Annotated in this window: 17 protein-coding genes; 5 read left to right on the forward strand and 12 right to left on the reverse strand. The window is 59.6% G+C overall.

The window, feature by feature from the left end; genetic code table 11:
* Positions 1–93 precede the first annotated feature (93 nt).
* From ACVBAU_RS17020 to ACVBAU_RS17035, 4 genes are all read left to right on the forward strand, one after another.
* Positions 94–3,276, forward strand: coding sequence for a CHASE domain-containing protein (locus tag ACVBAU_RS17020; RefSeq protein WP_448329238.1), 3,183 nt, complete (start codon positions 94–96; stop codon positions 3,274–3,276).
* 145 nt (positions 3,277–3,421) lie between these two features.
* Complete coding sequence (locus ACVBAU_RS17025; protein WP_448329240.1) at positions 3,422–5,074, forward strand: PAS domain-containing sensor histidine kinase; 1,653 nt, start codon at positions 3,422–3,424, stop codon at positions 5,072–5,074.
* A gap of 9 nt (positions 5,075–5,083) precedes the next feature.
* Positions 5,084–5,449 (forward strand): response regulator, encoded by a 366-nt coding sequence (locus ACVBAU_RS17030; RefSeq protein ID WP_093734529.1) that lies wholly within the window; start codon positions 5,084–5,086, stop codon positions 5,447–5,449.
* A gap of 358 nt (positions 5,450–5,807) precedes the next feature.
* Positions 5,808–6,719 carry an alpha/beta hydrolase gene (locus ACVBAU_RS17035; RefSeq protein WP_448329242.1) on the forward strand — a complete coding sequence of 304 codons (912 nt, stop codon included), beginning with the start codon at positions 5,808–5,810 and terminating at the stop codon, positions 6,717–6,719.
* A gap of 30 nt (positions 6,720–6,749) precedes the next feature.
* On the opposite strand, the gene ACVBAU_RS17040 is transcribed toward ACVBAU_RS17035, so the two are convergent.
* From ACVBAU_RS17040 to ACVBAU_RS17065, 6 genes are all read right to left on the reverse strand, one after another.
* On the reverse strand, positions 6,750–8,378 hold the full coding sequence (locus ACVBAU_RS17040) for a GMC family oxidoreductase (RefSeq protein ID WP_448329244.1): 1,629 nt from the start codon (positions 8,376–8,378) through the stop codon (positions 6,750–6,752).
* A 146-nt stretch (positions 8,379–8,524) separates the two neighbouring features.
* Positions 8,525–9,226: an ABC transporter ATP-binding protein gene (locus ACVBAU_RS17045; RefSeq protein WP_448329393.1), complete on the reverse strand. Its 702-nt coding sequence runs from the start codon at positions 9,224–9,226 to the stop codon at positions 8,525–8,527.
* The gene (locus ACVBAU_RS17050) at positions 9,219–9,995 is read right to left on the reverse strand and encodes an ABC transporter ATP-binding protein (RefSeq protein ID WP_093732960.1); all 777 of its coding nucleotides are present in this window, start codon (positions 9,993–9,995) and stop codon (positions 9,219–9,221) included. Before ACVBAU_RS17050 ends, ACVBAU_RS17045 begins: the two co-directional genes overlap by 8 nt.
* Positions 9,992–11,854, reverse strand: coding sequence for an ABC transporter permease (locus tag ACVBAU_RS17055; RefSeq protein ID WP_448329247.1), 1,863 nt, complete (start codon positions 11,852–11,854; stop codon positions 9,992–9,994). Before ACVBAU_RS17055 ends, ACVBAU_RS17050 begins: the two co-directional genes overlap by 4 nt.
* 71 nt (positions 11,855–11,925) lie before the next feature.
* Complete coding sequence (locus ACVBAU_RS17060; protein ID WP_448329249.1) at positions 11,926–13,143, reverse strand: ABC transporter substrate-binding protein; 1,218 nt, start codon at positions 13,141–13,143, stop codon at positions 11,926–11,928.
* 54 nt (positions 13,144–13,197) lie between these two features.
* Positions 13,198–14,265: an aromatic ring-hydroxylating dioxygenase subunit alpha gene (locus tag ACVBAU_RS17065; protein WP_273054139.1), complete on the reverse strand. Its 1,068-nt coding sequence runs from the start codon at positions 14,263–14,265 to the stop codon at positions 13,198–13,200.
* 159 nt (positions 14,266–14,424) lie between these two features.
* Between ACVBAU_RS17065 and ACVBAU_RS17070 the strand changes: the two genes are divergently transcribed.
* Positions 14,425–14,862: a MarR family winged helix-turn-helix transcriptional regulator gene (locus ACVBAU_RS17070; protein WP_448329252.1), complete on the forward strand. Its 438-nt coding sequence runs from the start codon at positions 14,425–14,427 to the stop codon at positions 14,860–14,862.
* A 3-nt stretch (positions 14,863–14,865) separates the two neighbouring features.
* Here ACVBAU_RS17070 and ACVBAU_RS17075 read toward each other — a convergent pair whose 3' ends face one another.
* From ACVBAU_RS17075 to ACVBAU_RS17100, 6 genes are read right to left on the reverse strand one after another with little or no spacing between them, the layout of a single operon-like run.
* Positions 14,866–15,450 carry an amino acid synthesis family protein gene (locus ACVBAU_RS17075; RefSeq protein ID WP_448329254.1) on the reverse strand — a complete coding sequence of 195 codons (585 nt, stop codon included), beginning with the start codon at positions 15,448–15,450 and terminating at the stop codon, positions 14,866–14,868.
* On the reverse strand, positions 15,447–16,031 hold the full coding sequence (locus ACVBAU_RS17080; RefSeq protein ID WP_448329256.1) for an amino acid synthesis family protein: 585 nt from the start codon (positions 16,029–16,031) through the stop codon (positions 15,447–15,449). Before ACVBAU_RS17080 ends, ACVBAU_RS17075 begins: the two co-directional genes overlap by 4 nt.
* Positions 16,024–16,872, reverse strand: a complete 849-nt coding sequence (locus ACVBAU_RS17085) for a UPF0280 family protein (protein WP_448329258.1) — start codon at positions 16,870–16,872, stop codon at positions 16,024–16,026. The genes ACVBAU_RS17080 and ACVBAU_RS17085 overlap by 8 nt, the downstream gene beginning before the upstream one ends.
* Positions 16,869–18,356: a 6-hydroxynicotinate reductase gene (locus ACVBAU_RS17090; protein WP_448329260.1), complete on the reverse strand. Its 1,488-nt coding sequence runs from the start codon at positions 18,354–18,356 to the stop codon at positions 16,869–16,871. The genes ACVBAU_RS17085 and ACVBAU_RS17090 overlap by 4 nt, the downstream gene beginning before the upstream one ends.
* Positions 18,349–21,096, reverse strand: coding sequence for a molybdopterin-dependent oxidoreductase (locus ACVBAU_RS17095; RefSeq protein ID WP_448329262.1), 2,748 nt, complete (start codon positions 21,094–21,096; stop codon positions 18,349–18,351). The genes ACVBAU_RS17090 and ACVBAU_RS17095 overlap by 8 nt, the downstream gene beginning before the upstream one ends.
* Entirely contained in the window at positions 21,096–21,932 is an 837-nt protein-coding gene (locus ACVBAU_RS17100) for an FAD binding domain-containing protein (protein WP_093732950.1), read from the reverse strand. Before ACVBAU_RS17100 ends, ACVBAU_RS17095 begins: the two co-directional genes overlap by 1 nt.
* Between the last annotated feature and the right edge of the window lie 48 nt (positions 21,933–21,980).

Here is a 21,980-nt window from a genome sequence, read left to right on the forward strand (position 1 = left end):
CTTATAAGCGAAGGATGGCGGTAACATAATCAGCGGTTGGCTTGTATCGAATTAGGCGCTGTTTTCAGTTTTGCGAAATGTGAGAGAGTAGTTTTGTTCAAGCGCTTAGATTTGATTTTGGTCGTCGTATGCCTTCTCGTGACCTTCGTGATCTACGCCGAAGGCGCGCGGATGAACCGCGCCGCGGCCAAGGCTGAATTTGCACGCATCACCGAGGATGGGCTACAGGCGCTAGACAGCCGGATGAATATCTATCTGCAAAGCCTGAACGGTGCCGCGGGGATGATGCAGGCATCCGAGAACATCGAGTCTGACGATTTCGAAACCTTCGTCGAAAGTGTCGATATCGAAAATTACCTGCCCGGAATCAACGGGATCGGATTCATCGAACCTGTCGCGAGGGTGGACGAAGCGGCCTTTGTGGCCCAGATGCAGGCCAACGGGTCGCCGGGGTTTGAAGTCCGGCCTGAAACCAATCACGACCAGAAATATGTGATCAAATACATCGCGCCGGTGCTGCCCAACAAGGAAGCGGTGGGGCTGGATATCAGCTTTGAACAGGGGCGACGCGAGGCGGCAAATCGGGCGCGTGAAACGAACACGCCACAGCTGACGCCGCGTATCCTGCTGGTACAGGACGCGATGAAGGAGCCGGGGTTCTTGTTGCTGCGCCCGCTGTTCTATAGCTCGGGACCGCGCGACGGGGAGTTTCGCGGTTGGGTATATGCGCCCTTTGTTGGCCGGAACCTGCTGCAAGACCTGACGCCGAACCAGAACAACGTTTATGACTTCCACGTATATGACGGCGCCACGACCGATCCTGAGGCGCTGATCTATGCCAGTCAGGATCACGATCATACGGCCGGCAAATATGGTACCACCTATACAACCGACTTTTTTGGGCGGACCTGGTCGGTGCAATTTGAAAGCACGCCGCAGTTCGAAGCGCTCTTTCCCGGTGGTACCCCACTTTTGGCGCTGGTCGCGGGGATCGCGTTGACAGCAATGTTGATGATTGTGCTGCGTGCCATCCGTCAGCGCGGAGATTCTTTGGCCGAGATCGCGGAGCTGCGCGAACAGCAAATCAGCGCCCGCGAGGAGGAAAACCGGTCGATCATTGAAAACAGCGTCGTGGGCATTGTTATTCTGGATCACCGGCGGCAGGTTCTATTTGCCAACCATGCCGCGCTTGAGGTTTTCAACGAGGTTGAGGATGGAATGGGTGGGCGCCCCCTTTCTGACTTTGTCACCCCTGCCCAAGGGATTCACGATGACGCCGGTTATAACGCGACGGGCACGACGCGCGACGGGGCCGAGCTGTATCTTGATGTGCACCACAACGACTGGGTCACGCTGAATGGCGTCAAACGGGTCACGGCTATTGTGCGCGACGTCACCGCCGAAGTGGGGGCCGTCGGGGAACTGGCCGTGATCAAGGAACGCTACGATCTTGCATTGGCAGGGTCAGAGATTGGTGTCTTTGAAATTCACCTCGAGACTGGAAAATCGGTTGTCTCGCCGACTTGGCGAAAGATTACGCAAGTGGCCCCCGAGGTCGAGGATACCCAAGAGGCCTTCCTGAACCGTATCCACCCCGACGATTTGCCCCGGCTGCTTGAGGCAGATAAAAACTGCATAACCGGCAAGGCCGAAAGATCGCTCACAGAATTTCGGATGCAGTTTGGCGACAGCTGGCGCTGGATGCGGTCCGACGCTGTGGTCGTGGATCGCGCGGCCGATGGCACGGCGACACGGATGGTCGGCACGCAAAGCGACATAACCGCCCTGCGCCACGCTCGAAACGCGCTTGAGGCAAGTGAAAAGCGGTTCCGCACCGTGCTGAATGCGGCCCCCGTCGGCATGGCAACGCTGAACAGCGACGGCCAGTTTACCAGTGTGAACAATGCTATGTGCGAGCTTACGGGCTATTCCCAAAAGGAGATGACCGACAGCTTTACCCTTGGTCAGGTCATCCCTAAAAAAGACGTAAAGATGATGCGGGAGATCGTCACCCAGTTTACCGAAAGCGGGTCAAACGAAGTTTATAGGGGCGAACATCCTATCCTGCACAAAGACGGTGGCGAACGATGGGGGTTGTTCAACATCACCTGGACCTATGACAAGAATGAAGACGCTTTTGTCTTTATCGCGCAGGTCAACGACATCACCGATCAAAAGAAGATCGACGAGATCAAGAACGAGTTTGTCTCTACCGTTAGCCATGAATTGCGCACGCCATTGACGTCGATCAAAGGTGCGCTTGGGCTGATTGAAATGTCGGCGCGGGACGCGCTGCCCGCATCCGCCCTGCGTCTGATCGAGATCGCGCGGAACAATGCCGACCGTCTGACCACCATCGTGAACGACATCCTGGACCTCGAAAAAATCTCATCGGGCAAGATCGATTTCGACCTCGACCATATGAGCCTCAACGAGGTGATTGATTCCGCCGTTCACGAGATGATGCCTTTTGCGGTAACGCACGGGACCAGACTTCAGATTGATCTGCCCGAGACGCCGATCCATGTGACGGCGGATTGGTCGCGGATGATGCAGGTCCTGGCGAACCTGATTTCCAATGCCTGTAAATATTCAAGCGAAGGCACAGCTGTTACCATCAAGGCGGAATCGATTGGCGAAATGGCGATCGTCTATGTGCAGAATTTTGGCCCCGGCGTGCCCGAGAATTTCAAGAACCGCATCTTCCAGGCTTTTTCGCAGGCGGATGGATCTGACACACGTGCAAAGGGCGGCACCGGCCTTGGGCTGAACATCACGCGGCAGATCGTATGGCGTCAGGGCGGGAATATCGGGTTCGAAAGCAAGCCGAGCGGGACGACTATCTTCTGGTTCACGTGCCCGTTGAGCAGTGGTCCTGCCGACGTGCAGGGGCCGGTCCACCCGCCGCAGCTCGAGGCCGTTCACGGCACGGAGCGCAACCTGAGGGTGTTGCACCTTGAGGATGATGAAGAGTTTGCAGAGGTGCTTCGCGAGGGGTTGAAGCCCTTTGCCGACGTCCAGAATGTAACGCGCCTGAACGAGGTCCCTGCCGCGCTGAATACGGGACCGTTGGACGTTATTATTCTGGATTGGACTGTGCCGGATGGGGATGCAAGTGCGGTTCTGGACGACATAGCAAGGTTTCAGCCCCAAGCGCGGGTGGTCGGACTGACATCGGATGGGGCACGCGACAAGGATAGCCGGGTAGGCACGCATCTTGTAAAATCGCAGGCTGAGCTATCTCATATTATCAACAGCATTGTCGGGTCGACATAAGGCCCGAGTTGATCTATCTCAGGTTGTGTTAAATTTGCTTAAAGTCGCCTTAAAAATGACTAGATGCTTTTGTCTATAGGGGCGCAAGGGATAAGAGGGTGCTGAATTTGGGATGGTGCCTTCTTTTTGTAGATAAGGACGGCGTATGTCTTGGAACGAAAAGAAGAGCCGCATCGCGACTGGTTTCGTCGCAGGGTCGGCTTTGGCCGGAGGGTGGTACACCTCAAGCGCGGCGCTCTTGTCGGGGGGGGCCGCCCAGACTGTTCCCATCATCGGCGCGATTGCACTTGCCGGTCTTGTTCCCCTGATTGCATTCAATTTTCGATCTACGCCGCCGCGGGCCACGATAGATGACAGCCTTGTGCAACAGCTCAGTGTCTTGAAGATGCACACGATGGTGAATGTCGTCGATACCGATAACCTCCTGGTAGAGGTGAATGACCTGCTGCTTCAGGCGACAGGGTATACGCGCGACGAACTGATCGGCCAACCGGTCAAGATGCTGTATGCCGCCGACAACCACATCACCACCACTGAAATTCGCGATTTTCTAAGCCAAGGCAAAGGCTGGCAAGGCCAGACCACATTGCGCCACCGTGATGGCTCTAGCTGTGTGACCCAGACGACTGTAACGCCGTTGCGGGACGCCGCTGGCAATTGGATCGGGTCGATTTCGGCGCGCACGGATATTACGGCAACCACCAAGCTGATCGCCCGACGTGATACGGCCATGACATTGCACGAGCTACGCGATGACATCTGGATTGTGTCTGAACAGGATTTGGAACTGCGGTATATGAACCTCGCGGCGAAGGCGCGGTTCGGATGGGCGAAACGTCCTGACAATGGGCTGACTGTACGCGATATGTCGCGGGACAACGGGTGCGAGGACGTGCTTGAGGCGTGTTTGCGGATAATGGACACGGGCGAGACGTTTACCACTTTTAGCGCCCAGATTGCGTCTAAGAAATTCGACGGGTCGATCAAATGGTTGAACAAGGGGACCGCCGATGGTCGCTTGTTGATCATGTTGCACGACATCACCGAACGTCTTGAACAAGACCAGCTTCAGGCGGATTTCATTTCGATGGTCAGCCACGAGCTGCGGTCGCCGCTGACCTCTATCAAGGGGTCAATGGGGTTATTGTTGTCGAAGGCCGCGGGGGAGCTGCCGCCAAAGGTCGAAGGGCTACTGGAGATCGCGCATCGCAACGCTGACCGTTTGGTGCTGATTATCAACGATATTCTGGACATCGAAAAGATTTCGTCGGGACGTTTGGATTTCGACATGGAAACTGCAGATCTGTCAGAGTTGATCGCAGAATCGCTGCGGTCCAACGGGATGGCGCATCAGCGGTTCGGTTTGCAAGTCAAGTGCCACGGCGTCGATACTTCGACGTTTATCGAAACCGACGCCAACCGTATCATTCAAGTTTTAACCAATCTTATGTCGAATGCCGCGAAGTTTTCCAAACCCGGCGGCGTCGTCGAAATTTCTGTTAACAAGAATGACGAAGTCGTAAGTGTATCTGTGCGCGACGAAGGTATGGGCATTGCCACCGAAGACCAGCACAAGATTTTCCAGCGTTTCGCAGACATGGCAAACTCTGATCGTGCAGGCAAAGGTGGCACAGGTCTTGGGCTAAGTATCTGTAAAGCAATTGTTGAAGGTTTGGGTGGTACGATCAATTTTGTGAGTAAAGAAGGGCGAGGGACAACTTTCACCTTCACTTTACCTGTAAAAACGCGGCATTCTGGGCCGGATAAAGATTATGAAAGACTAGAAAATGTTGGATAAGTGTACCGTATGATCAAATTGCTTCACGTAGAAGACGATGCCGATATCCGCGAAATCGCCAAGATGTCTCTCGAACTATCGGGCGATTTCGTGGTTGAACAGTGTGATTGCGGCGAACAAGCGCTTGAAAAGACGCTGGATTATATCCCCGATGTGTTTCTGTTGGACATGATGATGCCCGGCATGACAGGCCGCCAAACGCTGGAAAAGCTGCGCGAAAATCCGAACTTTGCAAATGTACCTGCAATTTTTATGACCGCGCGGGCCCAGCCGAATGAATTGGAAGAGCTGCGCGGCATCGGCGCGACAGAGGTGATCAGCAAACCGTTTGATCCCATGTCGCTGGCCGACCAGATCAAAGCCGCCATCGCTTGAAGCCTGCCAAATTGTAGAAAGCATAAACTGTAGTGGGCTCCACTGCGGTTTATGCTTTTTGGCGTCTTCGCGGTTGCAGGGTTCGTGCTGCGATACGGTTAGTCAGTATTATATCACTCGTAATGAACGTTATGTTGTGTAATGGCCCTTGAGTACACACATGACCTTGCCACAGCGCACGCCATCACGGATTATGTGGAGGTGATGCAAAACGGGCGGGTCGCGGAGCAAGGCCCCAAAAGCCAAATGTACACGCCGCCGCATCATTCCTATACTAAACTACTGCTCAGATCGGTGGCCGATATGGCCCCCTGACTGGCTCGACCGGACCAGCAAGAACAGACAGGAAGCCTGACCGATGCAAGTGACCGATCCTGAGGTGCTACGCTTTATCGCAGTTACCGAAGCCGCCTACCCTGCCGAGGCCAATGGCGCGACCGCGCAAGACAACCGCCGTATGTATGACGCGATGTGCGCCGTTTTTCGTGCCCCGCGTCCAGCTGGTCTGCCGGTATGCGACGAAAGCGTTGCGGGCGTTCCGGTACGGCGGTACACGCCTGACGGTGCGCATGCGCGGCCCTTTTTGCTCTATTCTCATGGGGGCGGTTTTGTTGTTGGTGGGCTTGATAGCCACGATGACGTGTGCGCCGAGCTGGCCGTCGCGACAGGATGCGAGGTCATCTCTGTCGATTATCGTCTCGCGCCGGAATACCTGTTCCCCGCACAGATCGACGATGTCGCAGCTGTCTGGCGCGTTGAAGCTGCCGACGGGCGTCAGGGCATCGCAGTCGGGGACAGCGCGGGTGGTAACCTTTCTGCGGGTCTGTGTCTGCGGATGCGTCGCACTGGCGGGCCGATGCCCCTTGCGCAAGTCCTGATCTATCCGGGTTTGGGCGGCGACATGGATGCACCAAGCTACATCGACAACGCCGAGGCTCCGATGCTGCGCACGCAGGACCTGAAAACCTATGCTGGTATGTTGACAGGCGGCGACATGGAGCTGTCGCGCAGCAATCCTGAAATCTCGCCCTTGGTTGCGCAAAGTTTCGCAGGATTGCCCCCCGCCTTCATTGTCACCGCTGATGTTGACCCGCTGCGAGACGACGGGCCGGCCTATCTGAAAGCGTTACAGGCCGAAGGTATTGCTGCACAATGGCGCAATGAGCCACAACTGATTCACGGCTATCTGCGGGCCCGCCACAGCAGCGCCCGCGCAGGCGAGAGCTTTCGCGCGATCTGCAATTGGATCAATGCTTTGCTCGCGCGATAACGAGTCTGCTCATAGAATAAGGGGGGCGCGCTATTCACCGGCGCGCGGCTCCCCCCGCAAAATCATATCCGCCGCTTTTTCTGCGATCATAACCGTCGGCGACGCGGTGTTGCCCGATACGATGCGCGGCATCACCGACGCATCGATGACGCGCAGCCCGCGCATTCCGTGAACGCGCAGGTCATTCCCAACCACGGCCTTCGCATCCTGCCCCATTTTGCAGGTGCCCACCGGATGGAAAATCGTTGTGGCAATATCGCCCGCTTTTGCCAGCAGTTCTTCGTCAGTGGCGTAGGCGCTGCCGGGAAGCACCTCTTCTGGGGCATAGGGCTGCAACGCCTTCGCTGTCATGATCTCGCGCGCCTGCTTGAGAGATGTGACGGCGACACGTTTGTCATGATCGGCACTGAGGTAATTCAGCCGGATATCGGGCTGGGTGTCGCTGTCGGATGTGGTGATGTGACAGGTGCCGATACTTTCGGGGCGCAGGTTGCACACCGACACCGTGATCGCCGGAAAGGCGTGCAGCGGATCGCCCAGTCTGTCGGTGGACAGGGGCTGAACATGGTATTCCAGATCAGGTGTTGCCATGGAGGGGTCGGATTTCGTGAACATGCCAAACTGGCTGGGAGCCATCGAGAGGGGGCCAGATCGCTTGAGCCCGTATTCAAGGGCCATGCGCGCCTTGCCTGAAAAGCTGTTGACCATGGTGTTCAACGTCTTTGCACCCGTGACCTTATAGACGGTGCGGATTTGCAGGTGGTCTTGCAGGTTCTCTCCGACGCCGTTTAATTCGTGGTGCAGCTCTATGCCTTGATCGGCCAGCACATCCGCGCGGCCAATGCCTGACAGTTCCAGCAGCTTGGGCGAATTGATCGCACCGGCGCAAAGCAGCACCTCGGCCTGCGCGAACGCTTTTTGCACTTTGCCTTTGCGGCGAAATCTGACGCCCCGGACGGTTTTTCCGTCAACGATCAGACTGTCGCTATGCGCCTCTGTGATGACCCGCAGGTTGGGGCGCTTCATCGCTGGACGCAGGAAACCGCGTGCTGTGCTCCAGCGGCGTCCCCTGTCCTGATTAACCTCGAAAAAGCCCGAGCCCGCATTATCACCATCGTTGAAATCGGCACGCGGCATAATGCCGAATTCCTGCGCGCCGTCTTGAACGGCCTTGAGAATATCCCACTTTAGCCGCTGTTTACTGACCTTCCAGTTGCCGCCCTGCCGGTGCAGTTCCGTATCGCCGCCGTGGTGGTCTTCGGATTTCAAGAAGTAGGGCAGCACATCGTCCCAGCCCCATCCGGTATTTCCCAATTGACGCCAGTGGTCATAATCGGCGGCCTGCCCGCGCATATAGATCATGCCGTTGACCGACGTGCAGCCGCCCAACACCTTGCCCCGCGGGTAAACAAGGCTGCGCCCGTTCAGCCCCGGATCGGGTGCAGTCTGCATCATCCAGTCCGTGCGCGGATTGCCGATACAATAAAGATACCCTACGGGGACATGCACCCAGTGATAATTGTCGGACTTGCCTGCCTCTAGCAACAAGACCCGGGTCTTCGGGTTCTCGCTCAGCCGGTTGGCCAGCACGCAGCCTGCAGTCCCTGCCCCGATGATGATATAATCATAGTCGCCATCAAGGCTGGACGTGTCCGTCATATCGCGCTCCCTCTTTCGCGGCTCTCGGACCCGCAGCCGTCATTAAAACACGCTTTCATGTTCTGTCGCGGCTCAAAAGGGTTTTCTTGCCAAGTCATCCGCAATTGCAGCGGCACGCCTGCGATACCTAGAAAGACGAATGCCCGTTACACCGACAGATATTGATCGCGAATTTCGGGCTGTGATTGCAGGGACGCCAGCGAGCCTGCGAATTTTTGGGTGCCGTGCTCGATGATCACCACCGCATCGGCCACGGCCTGGGCGAAATGCAAATTCTGTTCCGACAAGAGCACCGTTAACCCTTCGTCTTTAAGCTGCAGGATCACACGGGCCATCTGTTCGACAATCACCGGCGCGATCCCTTCTGAGGGCTCATCTAGCAGGATGAACGCGGGATTGCCCATTAAGGTCCGTGCGATGGTCAGCATCTGCTGTTCACCCCCCGACAGCGCCTTGCCGCGGTTGTGACGGCGTTCGGCGAGGTTCGGGAACAGATCAAACACCATGTCTTCGGTCCAGGTGGTGCACCCGTCTCGGGGCGGCTGGCGGCCCACCTCGAGGTTTTCAAGCACGGTAAGCTGGGTGAAAATCCGCCGTTCTTCGGGCACATAGCCCAGACCGTTGCGCGCGACCTTGTGACTGGGCCAACCGGTGATGTCGTGGCCTTGATAGATGATCTTGCCCCTGCGCGGCCGCACCAGTTGCATGATGGATTTCATTGTCGTCGTCTTGCCGGCCCCGTTGCGCCCCAACAGCGCAACGACGGTGCCGCGGGCAACGTCAAAATTCAGATCGTTCAGGACCTGCGCCTTGCCATAAAATGAATTTACGCCGTTCACTTCAAGCATGGGCATTCTCCTGCGCCTTGAACAGCGTGCCGCCGCCCAGATAGACCTCTTGCACCTGCGGGTTGTTGCGGATCTCGTCGACGGTGCCATCCGCGATCAACTGGCCGCGATTCAGCACCATGATCCGGTGCGAATGGGCAAAGACCACATCCATATCATGTTCTGTAAACAGCACGCTGATCCCCCGTTGATCCAGAATGTCGGCAGTCAGCTGCATCAGCGCGATCCGTTCGCGCGGTGCCATGCCGGCGGTGGGTTCATCCATCAGCAGCAAGATCGGGTCATTGGCCAGTGCGACCGCCAGTTCGAGCCGTTTGAGGTCACCATAAGCAAGCACCGCGCAGTGGCGTTCGGCCTGATCGGCCATGCCCACGGTATCGAGCAGCGCCAAGGCTTCGTCGCGGTAGAGCTTATGCGCGAATTTCGTCAGCGAATAGAGCCGTTTGTGGTGCGACATCAGTGCCATCTGCACGTTCTCGACCACGGTCATCGAGGCATAGGTCGCGGTGATCTGGAACGTCCGCCCCACCCCCATGCGCCAGATCTTGCGCGGTTGCATGCCGGCGATATTCTTGCCCATCAACTGCACGGTGCCGGACGACGGTTTCAGCTGCCCCATCAGCATGTTGAAGCAGGTGCTTTTGCCCGCGCCATTCGGGCCGATCAGCGCCAACAGCTCGCCCTTGGCAAGGTCGAAACTGACGTCATCCACGGCTTTGATCGCACCAAAATTGCGGGATAGATTGCGCACAGACAGGATCGGGCTCATTTCGCGTCCTCCGGTGTTTTCAGCAGTCCTATGCGTTCGCCTGCTTTGCGCAGGGAACCGACGATGCCTTCGGGGCCAAGGATCACGACAAAGATGATCAGCAAGCCCAACGCGAGGCGCCAGTATTCGAAACGCGTCAGGTAGTCTTTGACGCCTTCAAAGAACGCGCCGCCAACCCAGCCCCCCGCCAGTGTTTTCACCCCGCCCAAGAACACCACGATCAGCGCGTCAAAGCTGCGTGCGGTTTCAAGCTCGTTCGGGAAGATGCTGCCCTTGGAAAAGACGAACAAGCCGCCGGCCAGCCCCGCCATGATACCCGCAAAGGTAAAGGCGACCCACTGGATGCGTTTGGTGTTGATCCCCATTGCTTCGGCCTGACGCGCACTGTCGCGTGCTGCGCGCATGGCATAGCCAAAGGGCGCGTGTGCGGCTTGGCGCAGCAGCAGGATGCCCCCGATGCAGAGCACAAATGCGAGGTAGTAATAAACGTCATTGTCAGACGCCCAATCGGACGGCCAGATGTTGACCAGCCCGTCGTCGCCGCCGGTGACGTCGCCCCACTGGAACGCGAGGCTCCAGAGCAGTTGCCCGAAGGCCAGCGTGAGCATGGCGAAATAGACCCCGGTGGACCGCAGACAGACCCATCCAATCACCACAGCGGCCAGACCCGCGCAAATGGGGGCGAGCACCAGTGCCAGCTCCATTGGAGTGTCGGCATAGGTGACGAACAGCGCCGCGGCATAGGCACCGCCGCCAAAGAAGGCCGCATGTCCAAAGCTGACCAATCCGCCCTGTCCGAGCATGAAATGCAGCGAGGCGGCAAAGAGACAGAAGATCATGATGTCCGTCACCAGCACCACAGCAAAGTTACCACTATAGAACGGCAACAGCGCAAGGATGACCAACCCGGCGGCCACCAACATCCGTACGCGGTTGCCAGCGGGTTTGATCGGGCGCTCCGGCTCTCCGGTCTGGCCGTGCTCGCCTGCGATTTCCTCTTTTCCCAGTAGACCGAAGGGGCGGAACATGAGGACGATCACCATGACGACGAACATCAGAACAAGCGTCGATTGCGGCGCATAGGTCACGCCAAAGACGTTCAGGACCGAAATGATCACCGCCGCCAGATAGGCCCCCGGCAGCGACCCCATACCGCCGATGACCACGACCACAAAGACCGACCCGATGATGCTGAAATCCATCAACAGATCAGCACCGCCTTTGGGCAGCTGCAACGCGCCGCCAAGCCCTGCTAGCGCACAGCCCAGAAAGAACACACCGGTGAACAGCCACGCCTGATTGACGCCAAGGGCGCCGACCATCTCGCGGTCTTGGGTGGCGGCGCGCACCAAGGTGCCGACGCGTGTCTTCGTGATCAGATACCAAAGGGCGAAGGCGACAAAGGGCGTGATGATGATCAACGCGATGTCATATTGCGGCACGGGTTCGCCCATGATGCGGATCACGCCTTTCAGCCCCGGTGCCCGTGGACCCAGCAAATCCTGCGGTCCCCAGATCATCAGCGCCAGATCCTGAATAACAAGGATCACGCCAAAAGTCGCCACCAGCTGGAACAGTTCCGGCGCGCTATAGACAGGGCGCAGCACGCAGATCTCGACGATCACGCCGATCACGCCGACGATCAGCCCCGCCAGCAAGATCGCGCCCCAAAAACCGACCACGCCGGGCAGCACCTGCATCAGCGAATAGCCGACATAGGCACCCAGCATGTAGAACGACCCGTGGGCAAAATTCACCACCCGTGTGACGCCAAAGATCAGCGACAGCCCAGAGGCAACCATGAAGAGCGCACCCGCATTGGCAAGCCCAGTCAGAATCTGTGCGATAAAAAGGCCCATGGGCACCTCTTGATATTAGGGAGGGGGTCAGTGCTGCCAAGGGAGCCTCCCCCCTTGGCAGCGGGTCCGGGTTATTCTGCCGGGCGCAGTTTCGACACTTCTTCGTCTGACGGCAGGTAGTCGGCACCGTCCAGATAGGTCCAGTCGGTCATAACGCCTGCCCCATCCTTGAGCATGGTCTTCCCGACAAAGGCCCCCATGGTGGCCTGATTGTCGATCTCGCGGAAGGTGATGTCGCCCACTGGCGTCGCCACGTCCAGCCCTTCGAACGCCATACGGATTGCGTCGCTATCGGTGGAACCGGCTTTGCTGATCGCTGCGGCGATGCTTTGCGCGGTCATGTAGCCCACAAGCGAGCCGAGCTTTGGCGTTTCGTTGAATTTCGCCTGATAGCCGTCAACAAAGAGTTTGTTCGCGCCGTCTTCTTCGGTGAAGTCATACCAAGGGTAGCCGGTCACGACCCAGCCTTCGGGGGCTTCATCGGCCAGTGGTTCTAGGTATTCCGGTTCGCCCGACAGCAGGCCATAGACGGTGCGCCCGTCGAACAGACCGCGGGTGGTGCCTTCGCGGACGAATTTCGCAAGGTCGGGGCCGAAGGTCACGTTATAGATCGCGTCGGGTTTGGACCGCTCCAGCGCTTGTACCTCGGCACCGGCATCGATCTTGAACAGCGCGGGCCATTGCTCTCCGACGAATTCGACCTCGGGTTTCAGCTGGGTCAGCACCTCTTTGAACGCGGCAACGGCGTCTTTGCCGTAGGCATAGTTCGGCGCGATGGTCGCGTATTTCAGCGCATCGGTCTTGGCAGCTTGTTCCGCCAGCATCGCGGCCTGCATATAGGTCGAGGTCCGCAGACGGAAGGTCCAGGGGTTGCCTTGGCTCCAGGTCAGCGCGTCGGCCAGCGGTTCGGCCGCAAGGTAAACCCAGCCCTTTTCCGCCGCCACAGAGGAGATCGCTAAGCCGACATTCGACAGGATCGAACCGGTGATCATCACGGTGCCTTCGCTGGTCATCAGCTCTTCAGCGATTTTGATCGCTTCACCGGGGTCGCCTTGATCGTCGCGGAAGATGAATTCAAGCGGGCGGTCCAGCACGCCACCATCGGCGTTGATTTCCTCAAGCGCCAGTTCGATGCCCTGTTTGTAAGGCTCCGCAAAAGCGGCCATGCGCTTGTAGTGGTTGATCTCGCCGACCTTGATCGGCTCGCCCGATTGCGCTGACGCGCTCAGGCCGGTGACGCCAAGGGCAAAGGCCCCTATGACGCTGTTCAAAAAAGTCTTTCTATTCATCTGGTGGTCCTCTCATGTTGGGGTGTGCCGTCTTTTGCGGCTTTATTTTTTAGATCAATCGTGTTGGACAAACACCGGCGCGACAGGGTCGCCCAGATCATCCGTTGCCTCTGCCTCGATCCGGTCGCGGATACGTTTGCGATAGACATTGGGTGCTTTGTCGATGGCGATGCGAATGGGTTTGCGTTTTTGGGGGCGCTGCTCTTCTTGGTGGACGGCTTCCAAAATCGCCTTGTCCTCGGCAAATGCAACGCGGAACATCGCGTCCATTTGGTCCGACGCGGCGTCATCGCCAAGGGCGGTGTTACGCAGGTGCATCCAGTGGTCGATCGTATAGTCCTCTGTCACGGGTGTGACGAAATGGAGCGCAAAGATACGCACGCCTTTGTTGCGCTGATCTTCGGGAAGTTCAAGCTTTGCGTCGGACGACCCAAAGTCAATGACGGCGGTGGAAGGCATGTGCAGATAGTAATAGTGCCAGCGGTCGACGTTGCCGGTAAAGCCGCCGAATTTTTTGAAAAAGCCGATGGGCTCCGCATCTCTGATCCAGCGCCACGCCACGATCACCTCGTCAGCGGTCTTTACATGCACCGGCACGTTTTCAGAGGCGGCGTTGCCAAGTGTCGTCGGGTGGACAAAGCTGACATGCGCAGGGTCCACAAGGTTTTCGGCCACATTCAGGTAGTTGGCTTGAATATGCAGCTTGTCGCCGTGGTGGATGTGCCACCCCTCCTGACCCAGCTCGGGCAAGTCGAAGGCCAGCGCGGGGTCTGCCTTGTCGGCGTCGCCCATCCAGATAAACACGATGCCGTGGCGTTCCAGCACCGGATAGCTTTCCACATAGGCAGATTTAGGCAGGTTCGATTGCCCCGGCACCCGCACGCAGGCCCCGTCCGCGCCAAAGGTCATGCCGTGATAGCCGCATTGAATGGTGTCGCCGATGCGTTTGCCCTTGGACAGCGGCAGCAAGCGGTGCGGACAGCGATCTTCGAGCGCGGCGATCTGGCCTTCGCTGGTGCGGTAGACTACAAGGTTTTGCGCAAGCAGTGTCAGCGGCACCAGATCATCGCCAAAGTCGGTGGACCAACCGGCAACGTACCAAGCGTTTCTGACAAAGGACATTTGTTCACTCCTTGCTTTTCACAGGTTCATGAAGGACCAAAAACTTGTTAGCTGTCAAACAAATTCTTGTCGGCCATCTGATATAGACCCCAGATGTAAACCGTGGGATGATAGTGCCTAATCAATACGCATTGACCCCCAGAACACTGGATAAGAACCTTGGTTGAAACCACACAAGACCTGACCCTGAACGCGGACTATGCGCTAGAGCAACAGATCGGGTTCAAGCTGCGCCTTGCGAACCAGCGTCACCTTGAGATTTTCAACCGACGGATGCCCGACATCACGCCAACCCAGTTTGCGGTGCTGGCCAAACTGCGCGACGAGGCGCGGATCAGCCAGAACCATTTGGGGCGTCTGGTCGGGATGGATGCGGCCACGACCAAAGGGGTCATCGACCGTTTGCGTAAAAAGGGGCTGGTCCATTCCACCCCCTCCAAGACCGATATGCGACGGCTGGAAATTTCGCTGACCGACGAAGGTATTGCGGTGACGGCCAAGGCGATTACCACGGCGCAGGAAATCTCGGCCGAGACGGTCTGCAACCTCACCCCGCGCGAGGTCGACCGGCTGCTGGCGCTGCTCGAAAAACTCTAGGCTCTAACGCAGGCCATCTTTGCCTTCGGCGTCTGCGTGGGTCAGCCCACCGACACGGGGCAAGGGGCGCCCGCTATCGGTCACGGCCACTGCCACCAGAATTTCGCCTGCGCGCGGCGCATCGTTCAACCGGACCTCGATCCCGTCGAAATGGCTGCGCACGTAGGCGGCGTCTTTGTGTCCCAGCGGCACGTCCAACACTTGCCCCGGCCCGCCCATCTTTTTCGACGACGGCACCAGTGCTGCCCCCTTTTCTACCGCAACCCGTAGCGGTGCGCCCAGTTTCGGGTGCAGGATGGCGGCGGCGTGTTCCAACTCTCCGCCTTCGCCAACCATTGCGGCCTTGCCATAGCTTTCGGCCTGCGCGGGGGTGATGCCAAGTGCCGCGACACATTTATCGCCCAGCAGTCCCCCGAGCTCTGCGCCGATGTCCATCAGTGGGGTCAGGTCTTCGGTATAAGAGCCTACAAAGGGGTTTTTGATCACGGCCACGGCCACAGCCTTGCGCGTCGGCGGCGATATCTGCTGCCCGATCTCGCGGTGTGTCTCTTCGACCCAAACGGCGATTTTGCGGATTTCGGCGCTCATCTCAGGCCATCCTTTCCTTCGATCTCGTTCGCATCCAACCCGCCCGCGCGGTTGTGGATACGTGCCCCTGTGGTCATCACGAGGATCACAGCCATTTCATCAGCACGTGGGCTGTCGTTCAGGCCGACCTCGATTGAATCGAAATGGCTGCGCACATAGGACGCGTCAACATGGGTGACGGGTACATCGAGCCTGACCCCCGCCGCGCCGACCTTTTTCGTGGACGGCACAATCGCCTTCGACCCCCCAAGCACGTCCCGCATCGCATAGCCGCCGGGGGCGTGCCACAGGGCACCGTGCTCCAGCTCTCCGCCCGTGCCGACGATGCTGCCTTTGCCGTATCCTTCGACCTGCGCGGCATCGACCCCGAGGGCCGCCAGCAGCTTTTGCGCCATCGCGACACCCAGCGGCTTGAGGTCTTCCATAAAGGGCTGGATGTCCTCGATATAAGAGCCTGCATAGGGGTTTTGGATCACCGCCATGACCGATCCGCGTTTCAAAGGCGTATTGGCGCGGGGGCCGCCCTCGTGGAAGATCTCTTCGACACTGGTGACAATTTTGCGGGTGATGACCTCAGGCATGTTCGGGGGCTTTCGTTAGGGATTTCAGGGTTTCGGGCAGGCCGATGACAGTATGTTGGTCGCGCAGAAAAAGCGCCGCGCCAGAGATAAGGCCGGCACCATGCAGGGTTCGCGCTGCGGTTTTACCGGCGCAAAGCGCTTGCGCTACATCAGCTGGAGAAAGCTGCCCGACGTGGGCGACAACCGGCGCAGTACCCAGATCGCCGTCATCGCGCAGCAGGTTTGCGGGGCTGCGCCGGATCGCGGGATGTGCGGGCAGATCGACGGCGTTGCCAAGTTTGGTCGCCGCGGCATCGGCCATCGCTGCAGATCGGGCCAGCACGGTCACACTGTCGGCGATGCCCAAAGACTGACTGCGCCCGCCCTGCCCGCTGGTGGCGATGCCGCGAATGGGGTCGGTGCTGCGGATCGCGACCGTGCCAAGCGACCGCCCGTCCAGACCCGCAATCCCGACATCAAAACGCGCGTCTTCGGTCAGGTGCAGCGCAATATCCCCGCCGTTGTTCACATAGGCGCGGGTCAGATCGGCGGCATCCACCATGGCCGACAGTATCTCTGCCGCGACGGCACCGGCGACGCAAATCATCGGCGTGGTCAGGCCGTCGGCGTGGGGCAAGGCAGCGCGGAACATGGCGCGGGCGATCTTGCCGCGGGGTTTCGTGTCGACGGGGCGGCGCAGCAGGGGCAGCTCTGCGGTCAGTTCAGATAGGACAGTGCCAAAGCGATCAAACGCCGCCTGAAACGCCACATCGCGTGCGCCATCCGCCCCGATGATCAGGTCGATCGGGCCATGGGACAGATGCAGCCTGCCGCCGGATAGATGCACCGCCTGTGCCGTCATGTCTCGTCCTTCGACCAGCCATAGTTTTCCCGCGCGTTCGGGTCCGGCTGCAACAGCTGTTGTGCAACCCGCCGTACGTCATCGGTGACCACATCACGCACGGGCTGGATATGCTCCATATGCCCACCAAGTGTGCCGTAATCCTCGCGGCGCAGGGTAAATTCGATGGGGGCGACCAGCGCGGGGGTGGGCACATAGCCAAAAGAGTTTGTGGGCATATCCATGACATCCACCATGACGGTTATGCCGCCTCCCGGCCAGACGTACGCCTCGGCGCCGCCGCAGGACACATGGGTCAGGGATTCTTTGACCGACCGCGTCAGCCGCACGGGGTTTTCCGTCACGCCCGCGCGCAGACTGCCGCCGGCCCCCCCCATGAACAGCACCGAACAGAGCGAGGGTTCGCAATTCTCGGCGATGCGGTCAGCGACGACCAACAGCTCGGGCGTGATCTCGGCGGGTTGAGGGACAAGTGCATCATCTAACGTGAAATACGCCCATTGCTCGCCCGTGGTAGAGATCATCAGCAGACGCAACCCGGGCCAAGCGCGTTTCGGATCGGCGTCGCGCAGGATGGTCAACGGGTCTTCGACGTCGGTGCCACCCCAGCCCGTGCCGGGGTCCGCCACCTGAAAATACCGCCCCGGCGTTGACCGCCGCCCGTTCACGCGGATGCCAGAGGGGGCCATATCCAGCCCCTTGCCAGCTTCGTGTTCGGTCAGCACACCTGTGATGTGATCATCGACGACCACCACCTCGTCCACATGCCCGTACCATTGTTTGGCAAACATCCCGATGGTCGCCGACCCGCACCCGACCCGCATCAGCTTTTCAGGCGTGCCGTTGATGATAGGCGCTTTGCCCGCCTCGACCACCATGGTGACGCCGCCGTCGATTGTGACCTCGACGGGTTCACGGTTGCACAGGCGCAGCAGCGCGTCACAGGTGACGCGGCCTTCTTTCTTGGAGCCGCCGGTCAGGTGTTCGACCCCGCCCAGAGACAGCATCTTGGACCCGTATTCCGAGGTCATGACATGGCCGATCGCCTCTCCGCCTGCCCGCACCACGGCGCGTTCGTCGCCGATGTGACGGTCGGTGTCGATCTTCACCTTGACCCCGCAGTACGAAAAAATACCCTCGGTCACGACGGTGATCATGTCCACGCCCTCGACCTCTTGGCTGACGATGAAGGGCGCGGGTTTATAGTCAGGGTAGGTGGTCCCCGCCCCCACGGCCGTCACGAAATCGCGCCCGCCCTGAATAACATCGCCATCCCAGTCCTGCGCATTGTCGCCCTGATCCAGAAAGGCCACGGCCTTGGCCCCTGACTGGATCACGGTCAGCGGGTCAAGCCGCACCAGCTCGCCCGCGTGATTGGCGTAGCGGTCGCAGGCACCGGATTTGCCGTCGGCGATGAAACACATCACCGGGCAGGCATCGCAGCGGATTTTTTCGGGCTTGGGGTCGCGCAGGTCATCAGGCATGTCCGGCCTCCTTTAGGGCGGCGCGCAGGCGCGTGGGCGTGGCCGGCGTTTGCGTCACGCGCGCACCGGTGGCATGGTATATGGCGTTCAGGATCGCGGGGGCGGTGGGGATCAGCACATGTTCTCCCAGACCTTTCGCGCCGTAGGGGCCGTGGGCATCCGCCACCTCCAGGATCAGCGTCTCGATCGGGGGGACATCGCCGATGGTCGGCATCAGATAGTCATGCAGGTTTTCGGTGCGGCCGGGGATATATTCTTCCATCAGCGCCATACCAAGCCCTTGGGCGATGCCACCCTGCACCTGTCCCTCGACCAGCAACGGGTTGATCGCACGGCCCACGTCATGGGCGGCGACAAAGCGCAGCGGGCGGCATAGACCAAGGCCGATATCCACCTCGACCACCACCAGATGCGCGGCGTAGCCGAACTGCGCATAGGGCACGCCCTGCCCGTTTTCATCCAACGGCTTCACCGGCGGATCATAGCTTTCTTCGGCGCGCAGCACATAGCCATCGTCGTCCGCAGGCAGCCGTGACAGATCAAGCTGTTGCGCATGGCCCGCGTCGGTGACCGTAACCCGCCCGCCCTGCGCCGTAATCTGTGCTGTGGGACCCGCGTTGACCTGCCGCAGAATCTCGGCCCGCAGCGCCTCGCCTGTTTTCAGCGCGGCATTGCCCGACACAAAAGTCTGCCGCGAGGCAGAGGTCTTGCCTGCGTCCGGCGTGATATCCGTATCGCCGCCGAGGATTTCGATGCCTTCAACCGACAGGCCAAGTGCTTTGGCAAAGATTTGCGGGATGACCGTGTTCGACCCCTGCCCGATGTCCATCGCGCCTTGGTGCAGAACGACTGTTCCATCGGCCCGCACGCCCGCCAGAATCGTCGACGGGTTCGGCAGTGAGGTATTGCCGCAGCCGTACCATGCCCCCGCGATCCCAACGCCGCGTTTCACCGTGTCATTTTCCGCGTTGAACTGCGCGCATTCGGCTTTTGCATTCTCCCACGCAGGGCGCAGCGCCTCAAGGCAGGGGGCGATGCCGACCCCTTGATCAAAGACCTGACCGCAGACCGTGGGCACCCCATCCGCCAATGCGTTCTTCAGGCGAAAATCGAGCGGATCGAGCCCCAGCTTTTCTGCCAACAGATCAAAGGCGGTTTCCTGAGCGATGGCCGATTGCGGCACGCCAAACCCGCGAAAGGCGCCTGCGGGTGGGCAATGGGTGTGCACCGCCCTGCTGCGGGCGCGGTAGTCGGGGATATGATAGGGGCCAGAGGCATGGACTGGCACGCGGTTGGCCACAGTCGGGCCCCAACTGGCATAAGCACCTGTGTTGAAATCCCCGTCAAAGCGTAGCCCCGAAAGCGTCCCATCGGCCTTGGCCCCGATCTTGATCGTGATCTGCGCGGGGTGGCGTTTGGTGGTCGATTGCATCGTCTCGACGCGGCTATAGGTCATACGTACGGGGCGGCCCGTTTTCAGTGCAGCAATGGCGATGAAGGGCTGCAACGACAAATCAATTTTCGACCCGAAGCCCCCACCCACTGCCGTCGGCACGATGCGAATATCAGCCATCGGCCGGTCAAGGATCGCGGCCAGCGCCTCGCGGTCCATACCGGGGGCTTGGGTGCAGGCGTGAACATGGATGCGCCCGCCCACCACTTCGGCAAAGCCGGCTTCCGGTTCGATATACCCGTGTTCGACAAAGCTGGTGGTGTACTGCGCCTCGACCGTGAAATCGGCAACATCAAGGGCAGCATCCGCATCGCCGCACTGCACAAAACCGCCGCACATTATGTTGCCCTTGCGATCTTCGAACAGCTGCGGCGCGTCGGGGGCGGTTGCCTCCCTTGTGTCCGAAAGCGCTGTCTGCGGGGTCCAGTTGATCGGGAATGTGGCCAGATCAAGGGCGTTCACCGCCTCTGCCTCGCCCACGATGCAGGCGACCGCCTCGCCCCGAAACCGTACGTGGTTCACGGCAAAAACGGGCTGGTCGATGAAACCGGGGATCACGCCAAAGGCATTCAGGCCGGGCACATCACTGGAGGTCAGGACGCAATGGAGGCCGGGATGGCACATGCGCCAGGCCTCTAGGTCATCAAAGGTAAATGTTGCCGAGGGATGGGGTGACCGGATGACCCGCGCAACCAGCGCACCTGCCGGGGCAACGTCATCGCCGAACGCCTCTGATCCATCGACCTTGGCCAACCCGTCCAGCCGCCGTGCGGGCTGGCCAAGCTCGGTTGATGCGACAGTCAGCGTGGCGGCGGCGTGGGCACCCACCACTGCGTCGATAATCTTGCGATATCCGGTGCAGCGACACAGCACCCCGCCAAGCGCATCTTGCACCTGTGCGGCATCCGGTTGCGGGGTCGCGCGCAATAGTGCCACGGCAGAGACCATCATCCCCGGCGTGCAAATTCCGCATTGCGCCGCTTGGTGATGTTGAAAGCTTTGCATCAACGCCTGTGCGTCACGGTCAGTTTTTACCAGCCCTGCCAGCGTCTCTACGTGTCGCCCCACGGCTTGTTGCACGGCCATCAAGCAGGCGCAGACAGGGGCGCCGTCGACCAGCACAGTGCAGGCCCCGCAGTCGCCGGCGTTGCAGCCGATCTTGACATCCTTGCGGTCCAGTCGTTCGCGCAAAGCGTAAGAAAGCCGCTCCCCCGGCAGGGGTTCGACCTGCGCAATGTCACCGTTCAGGGTAAACGACGTCACCTCGGTCATGGTCGGTTTGTCCATCAGATGACCCCTTTCAAAGCAAGCGTGACAGCGCGGCGGATCAATGTGGCGCTGGCGGCAAGGCGGTAGTCGGCACTGGCGCGCACATCCGTGATTGGCGTGAGCGATTGTATCAGATCAGCCGTCATCCGGTTTTGCACGTCGCCAAGCGCGCAGCCCCGCAAATGATCTTCGAGCGTGGTCAGCCGCTGTGCGACGGGCGAGGCCGCGCCGATGGCGATGCGGATATCGGTCAGCGTATCGTCGTTGACCTCTGCCAGAACCGCGACCATGCAGATAGAAATCACCAGATATTTCCGCGCCCCTAGCTTGACGAAACTGCTGTGGCTGTTGACGGGCGGGGTCGGGATATGCACCGCCGACAACAGCTCGTTCTGGGCGCGCTCGGTCTGGCGCACGCCCTGCAGGAACTGCGACAAAGGCAACACCCGTGTGCCGTTCGCGCTGCGCAGTTCAACCGTGGCCTCCAGCGTCAAGAGGGGCGGCACGCCGTCGGCGGCGGGCGAAGCGTTGCACAGGTTGCCGGCAATGGTGCCTGCGTTCTGGATCTGGATCGACCCGACGTCGCGTGCCGCCAGTTTCAGCCCGTCAAAGGCGGCGGGCAGGTCGGCGCGGATGATGTCCGTCCATGTCGTCGCAGCGCCGATGCGCCAGCCCTTGGCGGTTTGGCTGACCCCGCGCAGTTCTGGCAGGCGGGTAATGTCCAGCAGGTCACCGGTCACCGGACGGTCGCCGTGCGTCGGGAACCAATCGGTGCCCCCCGCGATGATCGACACCGGCCCTGCGGCCAGCGCGCTAAGTGCTTGATCGAGCGTCGTCGCGGTCAGGTAGCTCATTTGGTCACCTTTTGCTTCGGGGAAACTTGTTGGTATACGAATAGAAGT

The organism is Sulfitobacter sp. M13 (genome assembly GCF_053474885.1).

Excerpts from the sequence above, each read along its gene's own strand:
- ACVBAU_RS17090 (WP_448329260.1), bottom strand. The coding sequence starts at position 18,356 with ATGCCTGATGACCTGCGCGACCCCAAGCCCGAAAAAATCCGCTGCGAT.
- ACVBAU_RS17080 (WP_448329256.1), bottom strand. The coding sequence starts at position 16,031 with ATGCCTGAGGTCATCACCCGCAAAATTGTCACCAGTGTCGAAGAGATC.
- ACVBAU_RS17025 (WP_448329240.1), top strand. The coding sequence starts at position 3,422 with ATGTCTTGGAACGAAAAGAAGAGCCGCATCGCGACTGGTTTCGTCGCA.
- ACVBAU_RS17045 (WP_448329393.1), bottom strand. The coding sequence starts at position 9,226 with ATGCTTGAAGTGAACGGCGTAAATTCATTTTATGGCAAGGCGCAGGTC.
- ACVBAU_RS17050 (WP_093732960.1), bottom strand. The coding sequence starts at position 9,995 with ATGAGCCCGATCCTGTCTGTGCGCAATCTATCCCGCAATTTTGGTGCG.
- ACVBAU_RS17085 (WP_448329258.1), bottom strand. The coding sequence starts at position 16,872 with ATGACGGCACAGGCGGTGCATCTATCCGGCGGCAGGCTGCATCTGTCC.
- ACVBAU_RS17055 (WP_448329247.1), bottom strand. The coding sequence starts at position 11,854 with ATGGGCCTTTTTATCGCACAGATTCTGACTGGGCTTGCCAATGCGGGT.
- ACVBAU_RS17030 (WP_093734529.1), top strand. The coding sequence starts at position 5,084 with ATGATCAAATTGCTTCACGTAGAAGACGATGCCGATATCCGCGAAATC.
- ACVBAU_RS17060 (WP_448329249.1), bottom strand. The coding sequence starts at position 13,143 with ATGAATAGAAAGACTTTTTTGAACAGCGTCATAGGGGCCTTTGCCCTT.
- ACVBAU_RS17100 (WP_093732950.1), bottom strand. The coding sequence starts at position 21,932 with ATGAGCTACCTGACCGCGACGACGCTCGATCAAGCACTTAGCGCGCTG.
- ACVBAU_RS17035 (WP_448329242.1), top strand. The coding sequence starts at position 5,808 with ATGCAAGTGACCGATCCTGAGGTGCTACGCTTTATCGCAGTTACCGAA.
- ACVBAU_RS17040 (WP_448329244.1), bottom strand. The coding sequence starts at position 8,378 with ATGACGGACACGTCCAGCCTTGATGGCGACTATGATTATATCATCATC.
- ACVBAU_RS17095 (WP_448329262.1), bottom strand. The coding sequence starts at position 21,096 with ATGGACAAACCGACCATGACCGAGGTGACGTCGTTTACCCTGAACGGT.
- ACVBAU_RS17075 (WP_448329254.1), bottom strand. The coding sequence starts at position 15,450 with ATGAGCGCCGAAATCCGCAAAATCGCCGTTTGGGTCGAAGAGACACAC.
- ACVBAU_RS17065 (WP_273054139.1), bottom strand. The coding sequence starts at position 14,265 with ATGTCCTTTGTCAGAAACGCTTGGTACGTTGCCGGTTGGTCCACCGAC.